The following is a 17,807-nucleotide window of genomic DNA, read 5'->3' as shown; positions in this document are numbered from 1 at the left end:
GAAATGCGAAAGTGCTTGAAAAGGAGCATGAAAATGGATGTTAAGCGCATTGGTATGGAAAATAAGACGTTAGACCCGTTCAAACAGTCTGCGACTATTTCTAAACAGGAGATACATAAAGAGCGAAAACAAAGTAATCTAGTAATTACAACTCAATCTCAAATCATTACAAAGAATCATGAAATCGGTATTTTACTTGCAAATATTGGTGATGGAAAAGCGCTCACAGCATTTCTCATGAAGGAAATAGATACGATACTTCAGTTATTCTCAAAACTGCATACAGTAGCGAAGGAAGGAAAGCAGTCCGAACAAATATATGAGCAAATTGTGAGGAGTATAGAAGGAATTGTAAAGCAGGCACATGTAAAGGGGATTCCTTTATTAGATGGAACGTATGATTATGCCGAAGTGCAGCTTGTATTTGGACGGAAAGTATTTATCCCATTATTAGATGTAAGTGGGCTTCTTTCTTTGGCGGAGCAGAATCCTTCTCAAGGTAATTTGAATATGATTATGAGCGTCATTACGACTTATATGACAAAACTATCAAATGAAACTTCATTAATAAATGGTGTTCATCCTTCTCAGGATCGTGATGTGAGTGTATGGCGTGCGTTAGCCGAAATGAATATGACACAGTTGTCACACCATTTCAAAAAAGCAATGCAAGAACATAAGTGGTCGATTACGATTTGTTTTTTACTTATATGGATTGTTTGTATTCTTTTCATACGGTTATGATAAAGAGATAAAAGGTCGCTGCTTTTTTAGAAAGCAGCGACCTTTTTATATTTTTTCATAAAAGAACGTATCAAAGCGCTGAAGATTATAGCGCTCAGGAGTTAAAATTTGCTCCGTGCTACCGACAAATAATACGCCGCCTTTTTTTAAGGAACGGCTAAATTTGTCATAAAGTAGCGCCCTTGCTTCTTCTGTAAAGTAAATCATAACGTTGCGACAAATAATTAAATCAAAATTTGTGTCGAAACTTTGTGTCAATAAATCGTGTTGTTTAAAGGTTACCCGTTGTTTTATGCTAGGACTTATTGTATATATATCGTTTTCTTTTATAAAATAACGTTTTTTAAAAGCATCTGGTAACTCTTTCAAAGACCGTTCTGTATATTGACCTTGTTTTGCTTTTTCTAAAATATGAAAATCGAGATCTGTTGCTTGAATTTCATATCGAAAAGCTGGCAATCGCTCTGATAAAATGAATGAAAGGGTATACGGTTCCTCGCCAGCTGCACATGCAGCACTCCATGCTTTTAACTTTCCAGTATTTTGTTGGAGTAGCTTTGGTAAAACTTTTGTTTCAAGTGTTTGCCAACGCTCTTTATTGCGAAAAAATTCCGATACATTGATCGTAATGTGATCGATAAAATTTGTAAACAATTCTTGCTCGCCTCGCAAGGCGTTGATAAAATGAGTATAATTTTCAAAACCTTTGCGTGAGAGGAAAGAATCAATTCTTCTCCTCATTCTGTCCTGCTTATATAAAGAAATATCTATATGGAATTGTTGTTTAAGACTCGTTATAAAATAATTATAATTTTGTTCATTTATCATAGTTATATAGGCACAATATATTGTATTGTGCCTCCCCCTTTTTAGATGTATTACATCATGCGGATTTTTTGTTCAAAGCTTTTTTTTACTTGGTTTTGCTGTAATCCGGGTAAATCATAAATCACTGCATCAACCCCCGCATCCTTTGCGATATCGACAGGAATAACAGACGTATGCTTATCTCCATTGTAAAAGCAGAGAACTAACTGGCTGTCTTCAACAATTTGTTTGATAAAAGACATATACTCTGAGCGATAAATAGAATCATACGGGTAATCAAATGTGATATATTGTGCTCCGTATGCTTTTAGATAATCGACCGCTTCTTGAAATTCATCTGTTAGTAAATGTAGCGATTGCAATGTGTACAGGCATAAGTTTGGAGCCAAATGTTCATTTTCTATAAAGAAATGAAGCACTTCATTTTCAATAGATTTGTAACATAATATGTGAATTTTATGTTTGTGAGCATAGTCTAATAAAAAAGCTTTTATTTCTTTTCGATCTAATGCTGTTAATTGATTTGAACCACAAAGAAAAATATTCATAGATTTGCGCCACCTCATGCTAAATTGTAACATAACTTCCGCAAAAAATAACTGCAAAATATCGTTATACAGAGTATAATTATAAATAACCGGATTTTACGATTAATAAATAAAAAAATAAATAAATGTATAGGTGATTGATATGCTACGTTCTATTTCGCACAATCCAATTTTATCGCATATACCACCTGCAAACCAAATGCCGAAAGAAGCAAACTTGAGAACTGGACTTGCTTTTTCGGAGAATTTGCATGCGGATTCAAAGAAAGATAAGTTGTTAGAGCAAATGGAAGCATTTGTTGATAATATTGGAGAAATTAAAGAAAAAATTGAATTAGAGTTAACTCTTGATAACGTAATGGAATATAAAAATACAGTGAAATCATTTTTGAATTTCTACGTTGATCATGTATTACAGTACAAAGATGTTATGTCGCGTCATCCAAGGTATGGATATTCGCAAAAAATGACGATCGTGAAACAAGCTGAAACGGGCTTAAATGAATTAGAGGATGTTATGAATTTAATTAATACAAAAACAGGTCATTTAGAAATATTAAACCAAATTGGAGAAATTCATGGTTTAATCGTGAATCTAGTATTATAAAAAGGAAGGAAGTTATATGTACATACAGTTATATGAGAAGCTCGTTGTCATTCAAAAGGCATATGAGAATATTAGTTTGCTTGGAGAACAGATATATGAGAATTTAAAACAAAAAAACATAAATGAAGTACAGCGACTGCAAGTGGAACAACTGCGATATATAGATGGTGTAAAACAACTAACAATTACTTTCAAAGATAGCGTTGTTCAATGTTGTCAAGAACATGGCGTTGAACCATTTCGAATGCATTCGTTGTTTTCGTATTTTACAGAAGAAGAAATTAAAAAAATAGAAGAATTACAAAAAAAACTACTAGAATTAGAAAAAAATGTAAAAATAATTCTATTGAAAAATCGATATTATTTAAACATATTATTAAAAACTACAGAAAGTATTGTGGATTCTGTTTCTGAATATAATCAAGAAAAGAATCATAATTCGCAAATATTTATGAATGAGCTATTGTAAAGGAGAAGTGAAAAAATTATGAGATTATCTGATTATAATAAACCGCTATCAGGCATGTTAGCAGCACAAGTTGGATTGAAAACAACACAACAAAATCTTACCAATATTCATACACCGGGATATGTGCGTCAAGCAGTAAACTACGGATCTGTGGGAGCGAATAATGGAAATACACCAGAACAACGAATTGGTTATGGAGTTCAGGTAATGGATGTAGAACGTATTACAGATGAGATTAAAACAAAACAATATAATGAGCAATTATCTCAGCTGTCTTACTACGGGTATATGGACGATGCTTTATCACGAATAGAGTCTATTATAGGGACAACTGGGCCGAATTCATTATCTAGCTTGATGGATGGTTTTTTTAATGCATTTCGTGAAGTAGCTAAAAATCCAGAACAAGCAAATTATTATGATACGCTTATTGCTGCAACAGGTAAATTTACAAATCAATTAAACCGCATTGGAAGAGATTTAGAAGAAGCAGAAATGCAAGTATCAGCAGATATTCAAGGGCATGTAGACGAGTTTAATCGTCTTGCTGAAAGTTTAGCAAAAGCAAATGAAAATATTAGAGAGGCTGGTTTGAAAGTACCGAATCAGCTCTTGGACGAGCGAGATCGGATTATTACAGAAATGTCTCAATATGCTAATATAGAAGTATCTTATGAATCTGGAAATCCTAATATTGCGAGTGTTAGAATCTCTGGTGTATTAGCGGTAAGTGGACAAGATACGTATCCACTTCAATTGCAAAAGGAGAAAGAACCGATTTCAGTACAAATTTCCGGAACAGATATTCCATTAAAGAGTGGAAAAATTTTATCTGCAATTGATATGAAAGTAAAGATTACTGGAAATAAGGAAAAGGATGTTAAAGGCTATAAAGATTCTTTAAATGAATTAATGTCTGCTATTAAAGATCAAGTGAATGGAGTTATGAAAAAAGATTTCTTTGTTGGAGATATCGCCAAAAATATTCGTTTAAATCCAGAACTTGCAAATGACGTTTCAAAAATGAAAATTTCTACTGAAACAGCAAAAGAATTGGCAGGAATTTCAGATAAAGAATATACAAAAGGGCTTTCTTATAAACAAGCATTAGATAAATTTCTTGTTGGAATTGCATCAGATAAAAGTGCAGCAAGTGCCTATAAAGAGATTCATACAAACTTATTCACAGATACTGAACAAGAGAAAATGGGTATGGAAGGCGTTAATATGGAAGAAGAAATGGTTAACTTAATGGCCTTTCAAAAATATTTCGTTGCCAATTCGAAGGCAATTTCAACAATGAATGAAGTATTTGATAGCTTGTTTTCTATCATTCGATAAGGATAAATTTAATTGATTTATAAAAATTCAACAATAAAGAAGGGGATTTTATGAGAGTATCTACATTCCAAAATGCAAATTGGGCTAAAAACCAACTGATGGGTTTAAGTGTTCAGCAACAATATCATCGTAACCAAGTTACTTCAGGTAAGAAAAATTTACATATGAGTGACGATCCGCTTGCAGCGGGGAAATCATTTGCAATCGAACATTCATTAGCAAATATCGAACAAATGCAAAAAGATTTAAAAGATTCAAAAAATGTTTTGTCTCAAACTGAAGCAGCGTTACAAGGTATTACGAAATCTCTAACAAGAGTCGATCAATTGGTTCTACAAGCTGTAAATGGGACGAACGGTCCAAAGGAAATGAAAGCGATAGGTACAGAAGTTAATCAATTGTTAAAGCAAGTGGTATATTTGGCTAATACAAAAGAACAAGGGCGCTATCTTTTTGGCGGGGAAAGTGTAGAAAAACAACCTTTTACAGAGGATGGTACATATCAAGGTGGAAATAAAAATGTTACATGGACATTAAATGATGGCTATGAAGTGACAGTTTTTCGTAAAGGGGATAACTTGTTATCTTCAACTATTCAAACATTAAAGAAAATGGGAGATGCATTACAAAAAGGTGATAAAAAATCCTTGGAGTCATTACTAGAAGAAAATAAGCAAAATTTAGATAAGGTGTTGAATCAAACAACAGAATTAGGTGCAGTAATGAATACGTTGGATACATTCAATACAATTTTAAATGAACAAAACTTAGCGCTCCAAGAAAATCGAAAAGAAATCGAGGATGTAGATTTAGCTGTAGCGATTTCTGATTTAGCTTATATTAATGCAACGTATGAAGCGACATTAAAATCAGTAAGTACGATGAGTAAAATTAGTATTTTGGATTACATGTAATGATAAGAAGGAGTGGTTATAAATGGGAGGAACAATCACCAATGTAGGTGGTAGACAGCAGATTTGGAATTTAGGGAATAACATAATTGATACCTCTAATTTAGTAAATTTAGAACTGCAAGCTTTAGAAATGAAAAAAACGCCTTATGCAAATCAGAAACAAACACTCACTAATGAGAAACTTATTTATGCAAGTGTAAAAAAAGAATTTGGGAGTTTTTATCAAATTTTTAAAGATTTATCTGCATTTAAAGGGAATGAAAAGAAAACAGCAGCTTCTAAAGATGGATTTCTTACCGCCCAAGCGGATGCTTCAGCAATTGCAGGTACATATACGATTACAGTTGAAAAGGTTGCACAAAGACATCAAATTACTACGGCTCCAGCGAATTCAACAAATACAACAGGGACAATTCAGTTGGATGATAAAATTGGAAAAGATGATACATTTAAAATTGGTAATAAAGATGTTACAGTTACAAAGGATATGACGTATAAAGATGTAGTTAACAAAATTAATAATGGAAACTATGGTGTGTCTGTATATTCTCTAGGGGGACATTTATTTTTTACATCAACTACAGAGGGTAAAGATGGCGAAATAAAATTAACTGATGGAAGTAATGGCTTTTTAAAGAGTATCGGATTAATAGATAGTACCGGTGCAATCGCAAATGAGATTACAAAACCATCAGATGCGGAATACACAATAAATGGGATTGCTGGAACTAGTAAATCTAATAAAATTAGCACTCTTCCCGGTGTGACTATTAATTTAGAAAAAGAAACAGCGGAGCCAATTACTTTGACAGTTCAAGATTCTGATATAAAGGATTCTATTAATTTAATCAAAAAAATGAAAGATGAATATAATAAAGCTGTTTCAAGTTTAGATTTGTTTGCAGGTAAAAATGGTGCTTTGCAAGGAAGTAGTGTGGCATTTTCGATTCAAAGTGCTATGACAAGTCTTTTTTCATATTCTCAAGATAAAACATTTTTGTTCTCTTTTGGTATCGAAGTTGATAAAACAGGAATTATGAAATTAGATGAAGCGAAGTTGACAACTGCATTTAAAGAAAATCCAGAAACAACAAAAAAATTCTTCTTTGGTTTAAATGGTTTAGGACATAATATGGAGAAAAAGCTCGATAAGATATTTGGTGATGAAGGTTTTATTGGAAAACGATCTAAAAGTATTGATGAGCAAGTAAGCAAATTAAATCAAAAAATTAGTGACATTGATACAATTAATAAAACGAAACAAATATCTATTATTGATAAATATGCTAAGTTAGAATCTACACTGGCTTTACTTGATATGCAGTTAAAAACGATGAAAGCTATGACAAAACAAAAAAGTGATGATTAATGAAAATTGAGGAAGTGTTAGTATGCAAGCGTGGCAACGATATATGCAAAATGATATTATGACAAGTAATCCAATTAAAAATACAATCTTCATTTATGAAAGATGCATTGTTGAGTTTCAAAAATTAGAGCAATTGCTCAGTAATTTTCAAATTCAAGAGGGAGAGATACTCCTCGAAAAGTTAGAACGTATTTTTGAAGAGCTAAAATTACAGTTGAATCCAGAAATTACAAAAGATTTATATGATAGTCTTTACGGTTTATATGATTGGATTAGCTCTCAAATTCAAATGATGAAAATAACACGTGAGGCTAAAGATATTGATGCAATTGTAAAAGTATTACAAGATTTAATAGATGGATATCGAGGAGCTTTGGAAAATGCACAATGATATTTATCAAGCTTTTGTTAGCTGTTTTAATGAGATAGGGGAACTAAATGTAACGGAGGAAGAATTCTCTGAAAAAAGTGAAATGCTAAATCGCTGGATGATGACGTTAGATGAGGAAATGCGTGCTCAAGTAGCGGAACAAGTGAGTCCTTATATTATTAAGGCTGCGCAACATATTCGAGATAAACAAAAAATATTAGAAGAAATAATTATGTCAAATGATGGACGTATGAAAGCAAATGCTTTTTATGGAAAATATTGATAAATAAATAGTTGATATTTGAAATGAACACATATTACTCACATGTAAAAGAAATCTTCATGTGAGTAATATGTTCATTAGTGAGTGAGGAATTCCACTGATAGAGGTTTCATTTTATTAAAATAAACAGAAAGGGAAATTTATTCGACGAACTAGTATAAAATGAATTTTTTATCTTGTTTTTTGTATTATTTTTTACATTTTTTTATTTTTCTAAAGACAATATTGAAAAAATGGCATAAAATATTGAAGGATACATAGTAAAGTATTATTGTAATAAACGAATACATATAAGAGAGTAAAGAATGAAGTGAAACTTCCATCAGTGGATGAATATGGTTGGCTCAGAATGATAGAAAGGGTGTGGAATATGTCGGATTTAGTTAGTGATGTAGGGCATTATATGAACTATTTGGTAACAAAAAGAAATACGATTTCTAGCAATATTTCTAATGCGAATACACCAGGTTATAAAGCACAGGATGTTATATTTTCTGAACAAATGCAAATGAGCAATGAATTGTATAAAAAAAATGCATCTGATTTAAAGACGAATTCGAGTTTATATCAAACAAATAAACTGCATTTGCCAACAGCAAATGTAAAAAATACATATGCAAAGATTCAAGAGAAATCCATGCAAGTAAATAAAGATGGAAATAGTGTTGATGTAACGACAGAAATGCTAGATTTGCTAAAAACAAATCAATTATACGGTATTTCAATCAATGCGATTAATACACAGTACACAATTAATCAAGCAGCAAGAGGACGTTAAGAAAAAAGGAGAGACAGCTATGTTTCAGGCAATTAATGCAAGTGGGTCAGGACTAACTGCTGCACGAAAATGGATGGAAGTAAGTTCTGATAATATTGTCAATGCAAATACAACAAGTGCACCAGATGGAGAACCTTATCGTCGTCGCAGTGTTGTATTAGAATCAAATCGTAATTTTGCAAGTATGCTCAAAGAAGCTCCAAATGATGGAGTGAAAATTACGCGGATTGAATCAGATCCAAATGAAAATTTGGTTTATAACCCGTCACACCCACATGCAAATGCAGAAGGGTATGTTCGTTATCCAAATATTGATATGACAGCTGAAATGACGAATGTTATGGTTGCACAAAAAATGTATGAAGCCAATACAAGTGTATTAAATGCAAATAAAAAAATGCTCGATAAAGATTTAGAAATCGGTAGAGGATAATAGGGAAGAGGGAGAATATGAAAATTGAATCAATGTTAAATACACAGCCATTTGGATCTATTCAATCAATTGGTACACTTAAGAATTCGCAGCCGTCCGTGATTGAGGGCAAGAAGTTTATCGAATTATTGGAAGATATGAATCAAACGCAAAACAACGCTCAAACAGCAGTATATGATTTGCTTACGAAAGGTGTAGGAGAGACGCACGATGTTCTCATTCAGCAAAAAAAAGCAGAATCACAAATGAAAACAGCTGCTGTTATACGTGACAATCTTATTGAAAACTACAAACAATTACTCAATATGCAAATTTAGGAAAATGGACGGGTGTGTTTAGATGGAAAAGATAAAAAATGTTTTCCAATCGCTAAAAACATGGCATAAGATGGTTATTGGTGCTGCGATTTTAGCGATTGGAACAGGAGCGCTGTTATATTTCACCTTGCCAGATAAATATGTTGTTGTCTATCAAAATTTAAATGATGCAGATAAGCAAGAAATTACAGCAGAATTATCAAAGCTAGGTGTAGATTATCAATTAGTTAATGATGGATCTATTAAAGTTTCAACGAAAGATGCTCCGTGGGTTCGAAAAGAAATGAATGGAATGGGATTGCCGTTTAATTCAAAAAGCGGTGAAGAGATTTTATTAGAAAGTTCTCTTGGATCCAGTGAACAAGATAAGAAGATGAAACAGCTTGTCGGTACGAAGAAACAACTTGAACAAGATATTGTAAGAAACTTTGCAACAATTGAAAGTGCTAATGTTCAAATTACGTTACCTGAAAAAGAAACGATTTTTGACGAAGAAAAGGCGAAAGGAACGGCTGCGATTACAGTTGGGGTAAAACGTGGGCAGCTGTTAACTGAAGATCAAGTTGCAGGTATTCAGCAAATGATTAGCGCAGCAGTTCCTGGAGTAAAGCCAGAAGAAGTTAGCGTTATTGATAGTAAAAAAGGTATTATTTCAAAAGGTGCGGATGCATCAACACATGCAAGTTCGTCTTCTTATGAAAAAGAAGTAGAAATGCAACAGCAAATTGAAAACAAGCTAAAACAAGATATTGATGCGACATTAATGACAATGTTCAAATCGAATGAATTTAAGGTTAATACAAAAGTTAGTGTTAATTATGATGAAGTGACACGTCAATCCGAGAAATATGGTGATAAGGGCGTTCTTCGTAGTAGACAAGATCAACAGGAGCGTTCAACTGCACAAGAAGGCGCTGATGCAAAACAAGGCGCGGGTATTACGGCAAACGGAGAAGTTCCAAATTATGGTGCGAATAATAATCAAAATGGTAAAGTTATTTACGACAATAATAATGGAAATAAAATTGAAAATTATGAAATTGATAAAACAGTTGAGACGATTAAAAAACATCCAGAATTAACAAAAACAAATGTTGTTGTTTGGGTAGATAACGATACATTAACAAAACGAAAAATTGATATGACAACGTTTAAGGAAGCAATTGGAACAGCAGCCGGTTTACAAATTGATCCAAATGGAGAATTTACAAATGGCCAAGTAAACGTTGTTACTGTTCAATTTGATCAACAAAAAGAAGAGAAAGCGAAAGAACCAGAAGCAAATGGTTTCAACTGGTGGTTAATCGGAGGAATTGCGGGGGGACTTCTTGCATTAGGTGGTTCGATTTGGTATTTATTAGCAAGACGTAAGAGAAAACAAGAAGAAGAAATCGAGGAATATGAACCATTAGCAGAAGAAGAAGTAGCAGCTACTGATGAAACAATTATGGAAATTCCTGAAGAAAAACTAGAACCAGCAGAACCAACTTTAGATGAACAAGTGCAAGATGCTGCAAAAGAGCATGTAGAGGGTACTGCAAAAGTGATTAAAAAATGGTTAAACGGACAGTAGGGAGGAAAAGTGATGTTTGATGAAATCTCCTCCAAAGAAAAAGCTGCCATCCTTATTCGTACATTAGATGAAGAGGTGGCAGCGAAAGTCATCGAATATATGACAGCAGAGGAAAAAGAAATATTATTGCGTGAAATTGCTAAATTTCATGTATATAAACCCGAAACATTAGAAAATGTATTAGGACAATTTTTATATGAATTAAATGTGAAAGAACTGAACTTAGTTACGCCAGATAAAGAATATATTCGCCGCATATTTAAAAATATGCCCGAAGAAGAATTAGAAAAATTATTAGAAGATCTCTGGTATAACAAGGACAATCCATTCGAGTTTTTAAATTCACTTACAGATTTAGAGCCATTACTAACGGTTCTAAATGACGAATCGCCGCAAACAATTGCTATTATTGCATCGTATATTAAACCGCAGCTTGCTTCACAATTAATCGAAAGATTGCCAGACCATAAGCGTGTGGAGACAGTAATGGGTATTGCAAAACTTGAGCAAGTGGATAGTGAGTTAATCGGCAAAATTGGTGAACTATTAAAATCCAAATTAAATAATATGGCATTTAGTGCTATTAACAAAACGGATGGACTTAAAACGATTGTTAATATTTTAAACAATGTTTCACGCGGTGTGGAAAAAACAGTCTTTCAAAAGCTGGATGAAATGGATTATGAGCTATCTGAGAAAATTAAAGAAAACATGTTTGTCTTTGAAGACTTGCTCGGTCTCGATGACCTTGCGCTCCGTCGCGTCCTAGAAGAAATTACTGATAATGGTGTCATTGCGAAGGCGCTAAAAATTGCTAAAGAAGAAATTAAAGAAAAATTATTTACATGTATGTCTTCTAACCGTAGAGACATGATACTTGAAGAATTAGATGGTTTAGGACCACTTAAGATGACTGAAGCAGAAAAAGCACAGCAAACCATTACAGGTACTGTTAAAAAGCTAGAGAAAGAAGGAAGAATTGTCATTCAAAGAGGTGAAGATGATGTCCTTATTTAAAAACAGAATTCCTAAGAATTCTGTTTCTTTTTCTGAGGAAACGTATGAATTACAATTTCCAAAGCAAATTCATTCAGAATACGAAGAAACTGAAATAGAAATAGATTATGCAACACTGCTTGCTCAGCAAGAAATGCTGCATACTGAAATGAACAAATTAAGAAAAGAGCAGCAAATATTTCAAGAAGAAAGAGAACAACTTTTGAAGGAAAAAGAACAATTCCACAAACAGGTTGAGGAACACAGGCAACAAATGGAGATGGAGCGTGCTCAATTTCAAGAGAAACAGCAAGAAACGGCCTATGAATGGGCAGAATTACTATGGGATCAATCATTACAGCTTGCTGAAAAAATTGTGAATCAAGCGATAGATACAAGAGAATTGGATATTCTTCCAATTTTAAAAGGAATTGTTCAAACACTTCCAACTTCGTTTGAAAAACTAATTATAACGGTTCATCCAGAAACTGTTGAGCGTATAGAAGAAGAAAAAAAACATTCGAAAGAATATTGGCTTCTAGAGCTTGTAGAATGGAAATATGATTTTTCCTTACAATTTGGTGAATTTGTCATTGAGGAAGAGAAAGAGTTTTTCGAATTTAAGTTCAAGCCTATATTCGAAAAACTTCGTCAAAAGTGGGAAGAACAAAAGGTATTTGAGGAGAAAAATGTATGAACAGTATGTTAATAAATGAACATCAAAAGTGGAATACATTTATCGAAACGTCGTTTTATATAAAAACAGGAAAAGTGCATAGTGTGCAGGAACAGTTCTTTATTTCAAAAGGTCCAAAAGCTAAAATTGGTGATGTTTGTCTTGTTGGGGAACATCATGTTTTATGTGAAGTGATTGCAATTGAAAAAGAAAATAATATGTTACTTCCATTTGAGCAGACTGAGAAGGTATGCTATGGCGATTCTGTAACTTTAATTGCAGAAGATGTTATAGTGCCGCGAGGAAATGCATTGCTTGGAAAAGTGTTAAATGCAAATGGTGAGATTTTAAATGAACCGAGTGAGAATATCCCGCTTCAAAAAGTAAAACTAGATGCACCTCCTATCCATGCGTTTGAAAGAGAAGAAATTACCGAAGTATTTGAAACAGGAATTAAATCTATTGATGCAATGTTAACAATTGGAGTTGGTCAAAAAATTGGTATTTTCGCGGGATCAGGTGTTGGTAAATCAACATTACTTGGAATGATTGCGAAAAATGCAAAGGCTGATATTAATGTGATTAGCTTAGTAGGAGAACGTGGTCGCGAAGTGAAAGATTTTATTCGTAAAGAACTTGGAGAAGAAGGAATGAAAAAAAGTGTTGTTGTTGTGGCGACTTCTGATGAAAGTCATCTGATGCAACTTCGTGCAGCGAAGCTGGCAACATCAATTGCTGAATATTTCCGTGACCAAGGGAATAATGTTTTGCTTATGATGGATTCTGTTACGCGTTTTGCTGATGCAAGACGAAGTGTCGATATTGCAGTCAAAGAGTTGCCAATTGGTGGGAAAACACTCCTTATGGAAAGTTATATGAAAAAACTACTTGAACGTTCTGGAAAAACAAAAAAAGGGTCTATAACAGGTATATATACTGTTCTTGTTGATGGCGATGATTTAAATGGTCCGGTACCAGATTTAGCTCGTGGGATTTTAGATGGTCATATTGTATTATCGCGTGAACTAGCAACGCTTAGTCACTACCCAGCTATTTCTGTGTTAGATTCAGTGAGTCGTATCATGGAAGAAATTGTAACACCGGATCATTGGAAGCTTGCAAATGAAATAAGAAAAACGCTATCTATTTATAAAGAAAATGAATTGTATTTTAAATTAGGAACGATTCAAGAAAATGAAGAAAATGCTTATATTTTTGAATGTAAGAATAAAATAGATGGTATAAATACATTTTTAAAGCAAGGCCGGACAGATTGTTATCACTTTGAGGACATTGTTCAAGCGATGCAGCGTATTGTATAAGGGCCTCGCGTATGAGGTCTTATTTTTGTTTTTTAATATTTCACAGATTTTTTTTGAAAAAAACTATATAATAGAAAAAGAGAGCGTTATAATAGAAAGGGGTTATAAAAATAGGTGAATAAACAGCAGTATGATACGATAAAATTGCAAATCAATCAAGAAAAAGAACAGATTTTAAAAGAAGTATACAAATTGACTTCTGAAAAAAAGAAACTAGAGCAACAAAAAGAATATGCTTTACATGTTTTTCAGTCACGTAGCAAAATAGCCCAAAATGGGAAACAAATTATGGTTGGTATGCTTTCTTCTCATACGTTTTCGCCTGAAAGAATAGAAGAATGGAATCGGAAAATACAAAAAATAGCTGGATTTATTAGGGAAAATGAAAGTTTTTTAGAACAAATAAAAGAAAAAGAACGGGTAATTGATGAAATGTATCAAGAAGATTGTAAAAAACTCACAAAAGAGCAGGAGAAATTAGAAGAAAAAATGCTTCTTGATTTAAAAATGTGCATGAATGGATGAGGTGAACTTTATGATTAATCCTGTACTTCCGGTGCAGCTTCGCTCGCCTCTGCAAAATGAAAAACAGGTAGGATTGAAGTTAAAAGATGAAGATGTTTCATTTTTAACTAAAATGAATGAAGAGCCACTAGCTGATAATAAAATAGAAGAGAAACTTAAGAAAACAAAAGAGGAGAATGTATCACAAACACAGGATGCAGTATCCGATATTTACCGAATGGAAAACGATAATATAGAAGCTCCCTTTACACTTAAGGAGAAAATAGAAGAAAAACAAAAGATGGAAAAATTACTATTAGAAATTTCTGACCAAGCACTGGCAATGGAACAGTTACGTATGCAACCAGAATTGTTATATCAATACATACAAAAAATACAAGAGCTATATAAAACATATGGAAATATAAAGATAGATGAGTTACCAGCACAAGAGATCCAACAACTGCAGGGGTTTTTAAAAAACTGTAATATTGAAAATGTTATATGTTCAGAAGATACAATTCAAATGATGCTAGGGAAAATAACTTCATTAGAAAATATGTTATGCTCTTTTGAATCTATTCAAAAAGAATCATGCGATATAACGAAAGTAAGTGCTCTCGGCTCACCAATGAATCAAGCAGACTTTGAAAATCAACAAATGGAAAAAGCCGACATGTTAAAAGAAGTATTTGCTAATACAGAAGATAAAGAAAAGATTCAAAAGGAAGCTCTTGATGGGTTAGAAGAGAATTTAGAAAGTAAGGAAGATTCTATAAAGGACAAATCAATTGGAGAATCGAATATAAATTCCATTCTTGCTGGAAATGATGCGATTGTAAAAAAAGGTGACGTGCAATTAAAAATGCCAAAAGTTTCACTTTCAGATTTAGGGAATAAAATGGAGGCGAAAGTAGAGGCGTTACAGAAATTTATTGTCAAGCAAGAAAGAGTATTATTTCAATTAAATCCTGAAAAACTCGGAACATTAACCGTATATATGAAAAAACAAGGTAGTCATATTCAAGTCCATGTCGAAATGGATAAACAAGATGCGAAAAAAAGAGTTGAAATGATTTTTGATGAATTAAAGTTCAAATTGAAAGAGAAAGAGATTCATATTGAATTAAGTTATGCAAATAGGGATCAACAGCGCCAGCAACAAGAGCGTGAGCAAGCACAGAAGCAAAGAAAAGTTGTAATGAAAAAAGCAAAACGTACAGAAGAAGATTTTGCTGGTTTATTGGAGGGATAAAAAAGTGCCGAGTGTTGGATTAAATGCAACAAATATGAATCATATGCAAGCGACTCAAACACAAGCTCAAACGAAAGCAGGAGCCACAACAAAAGTAGATGAGCAAAAAACACCTGGTGTTATGGGAAAAGATGATTTTTTAAAGCTTTTTTTAACAAGTTTGCAATATCAAGACCCATTTAATGCAATGGATATGGATCAAATGATGAATCAAATGTCACAAATGTCTCTAATGGAGCAGGTGCAAAATATGACAAAAGCAGTTAATGCTCTAAAAGACACTGTCAATACAACAGCTCTAGATGGTGGGATGAAGTTTTTAGGTAAGTATATACTAGGACCATCTACTGATGGAAACCAAATATCTGGAAAGGTAGATGCCGTACGATTAGCTGCGAACAATGAAGTTCAACTTGTTGTAGGGGATAAAATTGTATTGATGAAATATGTGACGAATGTATCAGATAAAGAGATAGAGACAATTGAGAAACCAGAACAAAAAGAAGATATAAAGACAGAAACTAAGTAATTACATAAATATAAAAAGCATAAGGAGTGTAAAGGAAATGATTAAATCATTATATACAAGTATTTCAGGCATGAGTGCAATGCAAAACGCATTAAGTGTTACATCTAATAACATTGCCAATGCACAAACAGTAGGATATAAAAAACAAAAAGCTGTGTTTGATGATTTATTATATAACAATACAGTAGGTGCTAAAGGTGATGACACAAAGGCTGGAACAAATCCAAAAAGTATCGGTAATGGTGTGAAATTTAGTGGAACATCCACAGATTACAATGGTGGTTCCATTACAATGACAGGTATAAATGGCCAAGTTGCAATAGAAGGGAATGGCTTTTTTGTCGTAGGTGATTCACAAGGAAATGGTGTTCAATATACACGTAAAGGAACATTTGGGAAATCTGAAAATAATTATATTGTCAATGGGGAAGGTCAGTATGTATTAGCTTACAAGCTAGACGAAGATGGGAAGCCAGATACTTCACATCCGGCGGGTCCAATCTCAATTCCATTAGGTTCAGCAATTGACGGAGAAGTATCCAGTAAAGGTTCATTGATAGGTAACCTTTCTAGGGATAACAAGAAGATTATACATGATTTTCCCGTGTTTAATAAATCTGGGGATAACATTACTATGCGTGTACAGATTGAACAAGTTACGGAACTCGTAGATCCAGACTTACCGATAGGTTCTGATGGTAAACCAATATTTCCAAAAGATGATAATGGTAATCCGATAAAACCAGAAAAGGTAGAAAAGCCAGTTCCAGGTAAGTATAAGTATACCGTGTTAACACGTAATAACTCAAAAAATGAAAAAGAGTTTACTCCAATTGCGGATGATAAAGCACCTGGAAATGGAGATAAAAAACCAACTTTAACGAAAACTCTTGAATTTGATCCTATTACTGGTAAATTAACAAGAACGGATGAAGCTGTTGTACGTGATCCAGTGACAAAAGAGGTTATAAAAGGAGGACAAGTAGATATTCCATTTGGTGGGGATACTTTCAAGTTAAATTTAAGCCAGCTTACAAATTTGCCAACGAAAGATACATTAGATCATAAAGATGTAAATGGTAGGGCGGCAGCAGTAGCAATGGATTATAAGATTTCTGATAATGGTTATGTAATGGTAACTTATTCAGATAATAGCACTCGAGCTATTTCTCAGTTAGCAGTAGCAACATTCAAAAATCAAGATGGATTAATGAAAATAGGAAATGGTAACTATGTTCCAACAGCATCTGCAGGTGATCCATTTATTGGTGTTGCTGAACAAAATGGTGCTGGAAAAATAATAGGTGGTGCACAAGAAGGCTCTAACGTTGACTTATCTGTTGAATTTGTTGACTTAATGCTATATCAACGTGGATTCCAAGGAAATGCAAAGGTAATTAAAGTCTCGGATGACGTATTAAACGAAGTTGTAAATTTAATTCGATAATATAGGTTAGAAACATGTAGTAACTTCGATAGTTGCTACATGTTTATCCGCTATTTTAGAGCAGCCCGATTGGTGAGGGCTCATAATCAGTGGGGAGCTTCATTCCCCACTGATTAAAGTTTCATTTTATATGATAGATGGAAAGGGCTTTTTCGGATTATGACAAGACAAGAACGAATTTTGCAATTACCTTTTTTTCAAGATAAGCTAGAACTTGCAAAACAAATTATAAAAATAGAACAAGAAGAACATCGCTATTTGCCGGATCAATTTGAAATAAAGAAGATTCCGCCTTATACATTTGGAGAAAGACAAGCTGTTATTGGAAGAATTCATGAATTTTATTTTGTAGGTATTTATAGTGGAGACAATTGGAAATATCAAGCTTTTACAGATGTGATGAAGTGCCGGGAATTTTTTATTAATCTGTCAAGTATTACAGAACAACAATTGGCATTTTGGTTCAATAACATTGAACTATTAGCTGCTTCTTAAATGAAACTG

At 33.3% G+C, this 17,807-nt stretch carries 22 protein-coding genes; 20 read left to right on the top strand and 2 right to left on the bottom strand.

The features are described from left to right. Positions 1-33 precede the first annotated feature (33 nt). Positions 34-744 (top strand): hypothetical protein, encoded by a 711-nt coding sequence (locus tag MR056_RS13530; protein ID WP_048722661.1) that lies wholly within the window; start codon positions 34-36, stop codon positions 742-744. Between the two features lie 45 nt (positions 745-789). Here the strand turns inward: MR056_RS13530 and MR056_RS13525 are convergent, their stop codons facing one another. Then, positions 790-1,572: a CheR family methyltransferase gene (locus tag MR056_RS13525; RefSeq protein ID WP_048722663.1), complete on the bottom strand. Its 783-nt coding sequence runs from the start codon at positions 1,570-1,572 to the stop codon at positions 790-792. 50 nt (positions 1,573-1,622) lie between these two features. Next, positions 1,623-2,120: a hypothetical protein gene (locus MR056_RS13520; protein ID WP_048722665.1), complete on the bottom strand. Its 498-nt coding sequence runs from the start codon at positions 2,118-2,120 to the stop codon at positions 1,623-1,625. Positions 2,121-2,262: 142 nt separating this feature from the next. Between MR056_RS13520 and MR056_RS13515 the strand changes: the two genes are divergently transcribed. The 19 genes from MR056_RS13515 (at position 2,263) to MR056_RS13425 (ending at position 17,798) form a co-directional block, all read left to right on the top strand. Next, positions 2,263-2,727 (top strand): YaaR family protein, encoded by a 465-nt coding sequence (locus MR056_RS13515; RefSeq protein WP_012093841.1) that lies wholly within the window; start codon positions 2,263-2,265, stop codon positions 2,725-2,727. 16 nt (positions 2,728-2,743) lie between these two features. Beyond that, on the top strand, positions 2,744-3,196 hold the full coding sequence (locus tag MR056_RS13510; RefSeq protein WP_048722667.1) for a hypothetical protein: 453 nt from the start codon (positions 2,744-2,746) through the stop codon (positions 3,194-3,196). A gap of 18 nt (positions 3,197-3,214) precedes the next feature. Further along, positions 3,215-4,537: a flagellar hook-associated protein FlgK gene (gene flgK / locus MR056_RS13505; protein WP_048722669.1), complete on the top strand. Its 1,323-nt coding sequence runs from the start codon at positions 3,215-3,217 to the stop codon at positions 4,535-4,537. Positions 4,538-4,587: 50 nt separating this feature from the next. Then, complete coding sequence (locus MR056_RS13500; RefSeq protein WP_048722670.1) at positions 4,588-5,451, top strand: flagellar hook-associated protein 3; 864 nt, start codon at positions 4,588-4,590, stop codon at positions 5,449-5,451. 22 nt (positions 5,452-5,473) lie between these two features. Further along, a complete protein-coding gene (locus MR056_RS13495) occupies positions 5,474-6,820 on the top strand; it encodes a flagellar hook-associated protein 2 (protein ID WP_048722672.1) in 1,347 nt (448 codons plus the stop codon). A gap of 22 nt (positions 6,821-6,842) precedes the next feature. Beyond that, positions 6,843-7,211, top strand: coding sequence for a flagellar export chaperone FliS (locus MR056_RS13490; RefSeq protein WP_048722675.1), 369 nt, complete (start codon positions 6,843-6,845; stop codon positions 7,209-7,211). Then, complete coding sequence (locus MR056_RS13485; RefSeq protein ID WP_048722677.1) at positions 7,201-7,473, top strand: flagellar basal body rod protein FlgG; 273 nt, start codon at positions 7,201-7,203, stop codon at positions 7,471-7,473. Before MR056_RS13490 ends, MR056_RS13485 begins: the two co-directional genes overlap by 11 nt. 349 nt (positions 7,474-7,822) lie before the next feature. Beyond that, the gene (flgB, locus tag MR056_RS13480; protein WP_048723072.1) at positions 7,823-8,251 is read left to right on the top strand and encodes a flagellar basal body rod protein FlgB; all 429 of its coding nucleotides are present in this window, start codon (positions 7,823-7,825) and stop codon (positions 8,249-8,251) included. Between the two features lie 19 nt (positions 8,252-8,270). After that, entirely contained in the window at positions 8,271-8,684 is a 414-nt protein-coding gene (gene flgC, locus MR056_RS13475; RefSeq protein ID WP_012093849.1) for a flagellar basal body rod protein FlgC, read from the top strand. Positions 8,685-8,701: 17 nt separating this feature from the next. Beyond that, the gene (fliE, locus tag MR056_RS13470; RefSeq protein WP_048722679.1) at positions 8,702-9,001 is read left to right on the top strand and encodes a flagellar hook-basal body complex protein FliE; all 300 of its coding nucleotides are present in this window, start codon (positions 8,702-8,704) and stop codon (positions 8,999-9,001) included. A 22-nt stretch (positions 9,002-9,023) separates the two neighbouring features. Further along, on the top strand, positions 9,024-10,574 hold the full coding sequence (gene fliF / locus MR056_RS13465) for a flagellar basal-body MS-ring/collar protein FliF (RefSeq protein WP_048722681.1): 1,551 nt from the start codon (positions 9,024-9,026) through the stop codon (positions 10,572-10,574). A gap of 12 nt (positions 10,575-10,586) precedes the next feature. After that, positions 10,587-11,591 carry a flagellar motor switch protein FliG gene (gene fliG, locus MR056_RS13460; protein WP_048722683.1) on the top strand — a complete coding sequence of 335 codons (1,005 nt, stop codon included), beginning with the start codon at positions 10,587-10,589 and terminating at the stop codon, positions 11,589-11,591. Beyond that, positions 11,578-12,267, top strand: coding sequence for a FliH/SctL family protein (locus tag MR056_RS13455; RefSeq protein ID WP_048722684.1), 690 nt, complete (start codon positions 11,578-11,580; stop codon positions 12,265-12,267). Before fliG ends, MR056_RS13455 begins: the two co-directional genes overlap by 14 nt. Next, the gene (locus MR056_RS13450) at positions 12,264-13,568 is read left to right on the top strand and encodes a flagellar protein export ATPase FliI (protein WP_048722686.1); all 1,305 of its coding nucleotides are present in this window, start codon (positions 12,264-12,266) and stop codon (positions 13,566-13,568) included. The genes MR056_RS13455 and MR056_RS13450 overlap by 4 nt, the downstream gene beginning before the upstream one ends. Before the next feature lie 114 nt (positions 13,569-13,682). After that, complete coding sequence (locus tag MR056_RS13445; protein WP_048722688.1) at positions 13,683-14,093, top strand: hypothetical protein; 411 nt, start codon at positions 13,683-13,685, stop codon at positions 14,091-14,093. Between the two features lie 10 nt (positions 14,094-14,103). After that, a complete protein-coding gene (gene fliK, locus MR056_RS13440) occupies positions 14,104-15,327 on the top strand; it encodes a flagellar hook-length control protein FliK (protein ID WP_157671204.1) in 1,224 nt (407 codons plus the stop codon). Between the two features lie 4 nt (positions 15,328-15,331). Beyond that, positions 15,332-15,856 (top strand): flagellar hook capping FlgD N-terminal domain-containing protein, encoded by a 525-nt coding sequence (locus MR056_RS13435; RefSeq protein ID WP_048722692.1) that lies wholly within the window; start codon positions 15,332-15,334, stop codon positions 15,854-15,856. Between the two features lie 37 nt (positions 15,857-15,893). Next, a complete protein-coding gene (gene flgE / locus MR056_RS13430) occupies positions 15,894-17,303 on the top strand; it encodes a flagellar hook protein FlgE (RefSeq protein ID WP_048722695.1) in 1,410 nt (469 codons plus the stop codon). Positions 17,304-17,462: 159 nt separating this feature from the next. After that, the gene (locus tag MR056_RS13425; RefSeq protein WP_048722697.1) at positions 17,463-17,798 is read left to right on the top strand and encodes a DUF3964 family protein; all 336 of its coding nucleotides are present in this window, start codon (positions 17,463-17,465) and stop codon (positions 17,796-17,798) included. The last annotated feature ends 9 nt before the right edge of the window (positions 17,799-17,807 follow it).

It is taken from the genome of Bacillus cereus group sp. BfR-BA-01360, assembly GCF_022663595.1.
Classification (GTDB): Bacteria; Bacillota; Bacilli; order Bacillales; family Bacillaceae_G; genus Bacillus_A; species Bacillus_A cytotoxicus.
The sequence above is the reverse complement of the archived record's forward strand: the minus strand, read 5'-3'. Positions and strand labels throughout refer to the sequence as shown.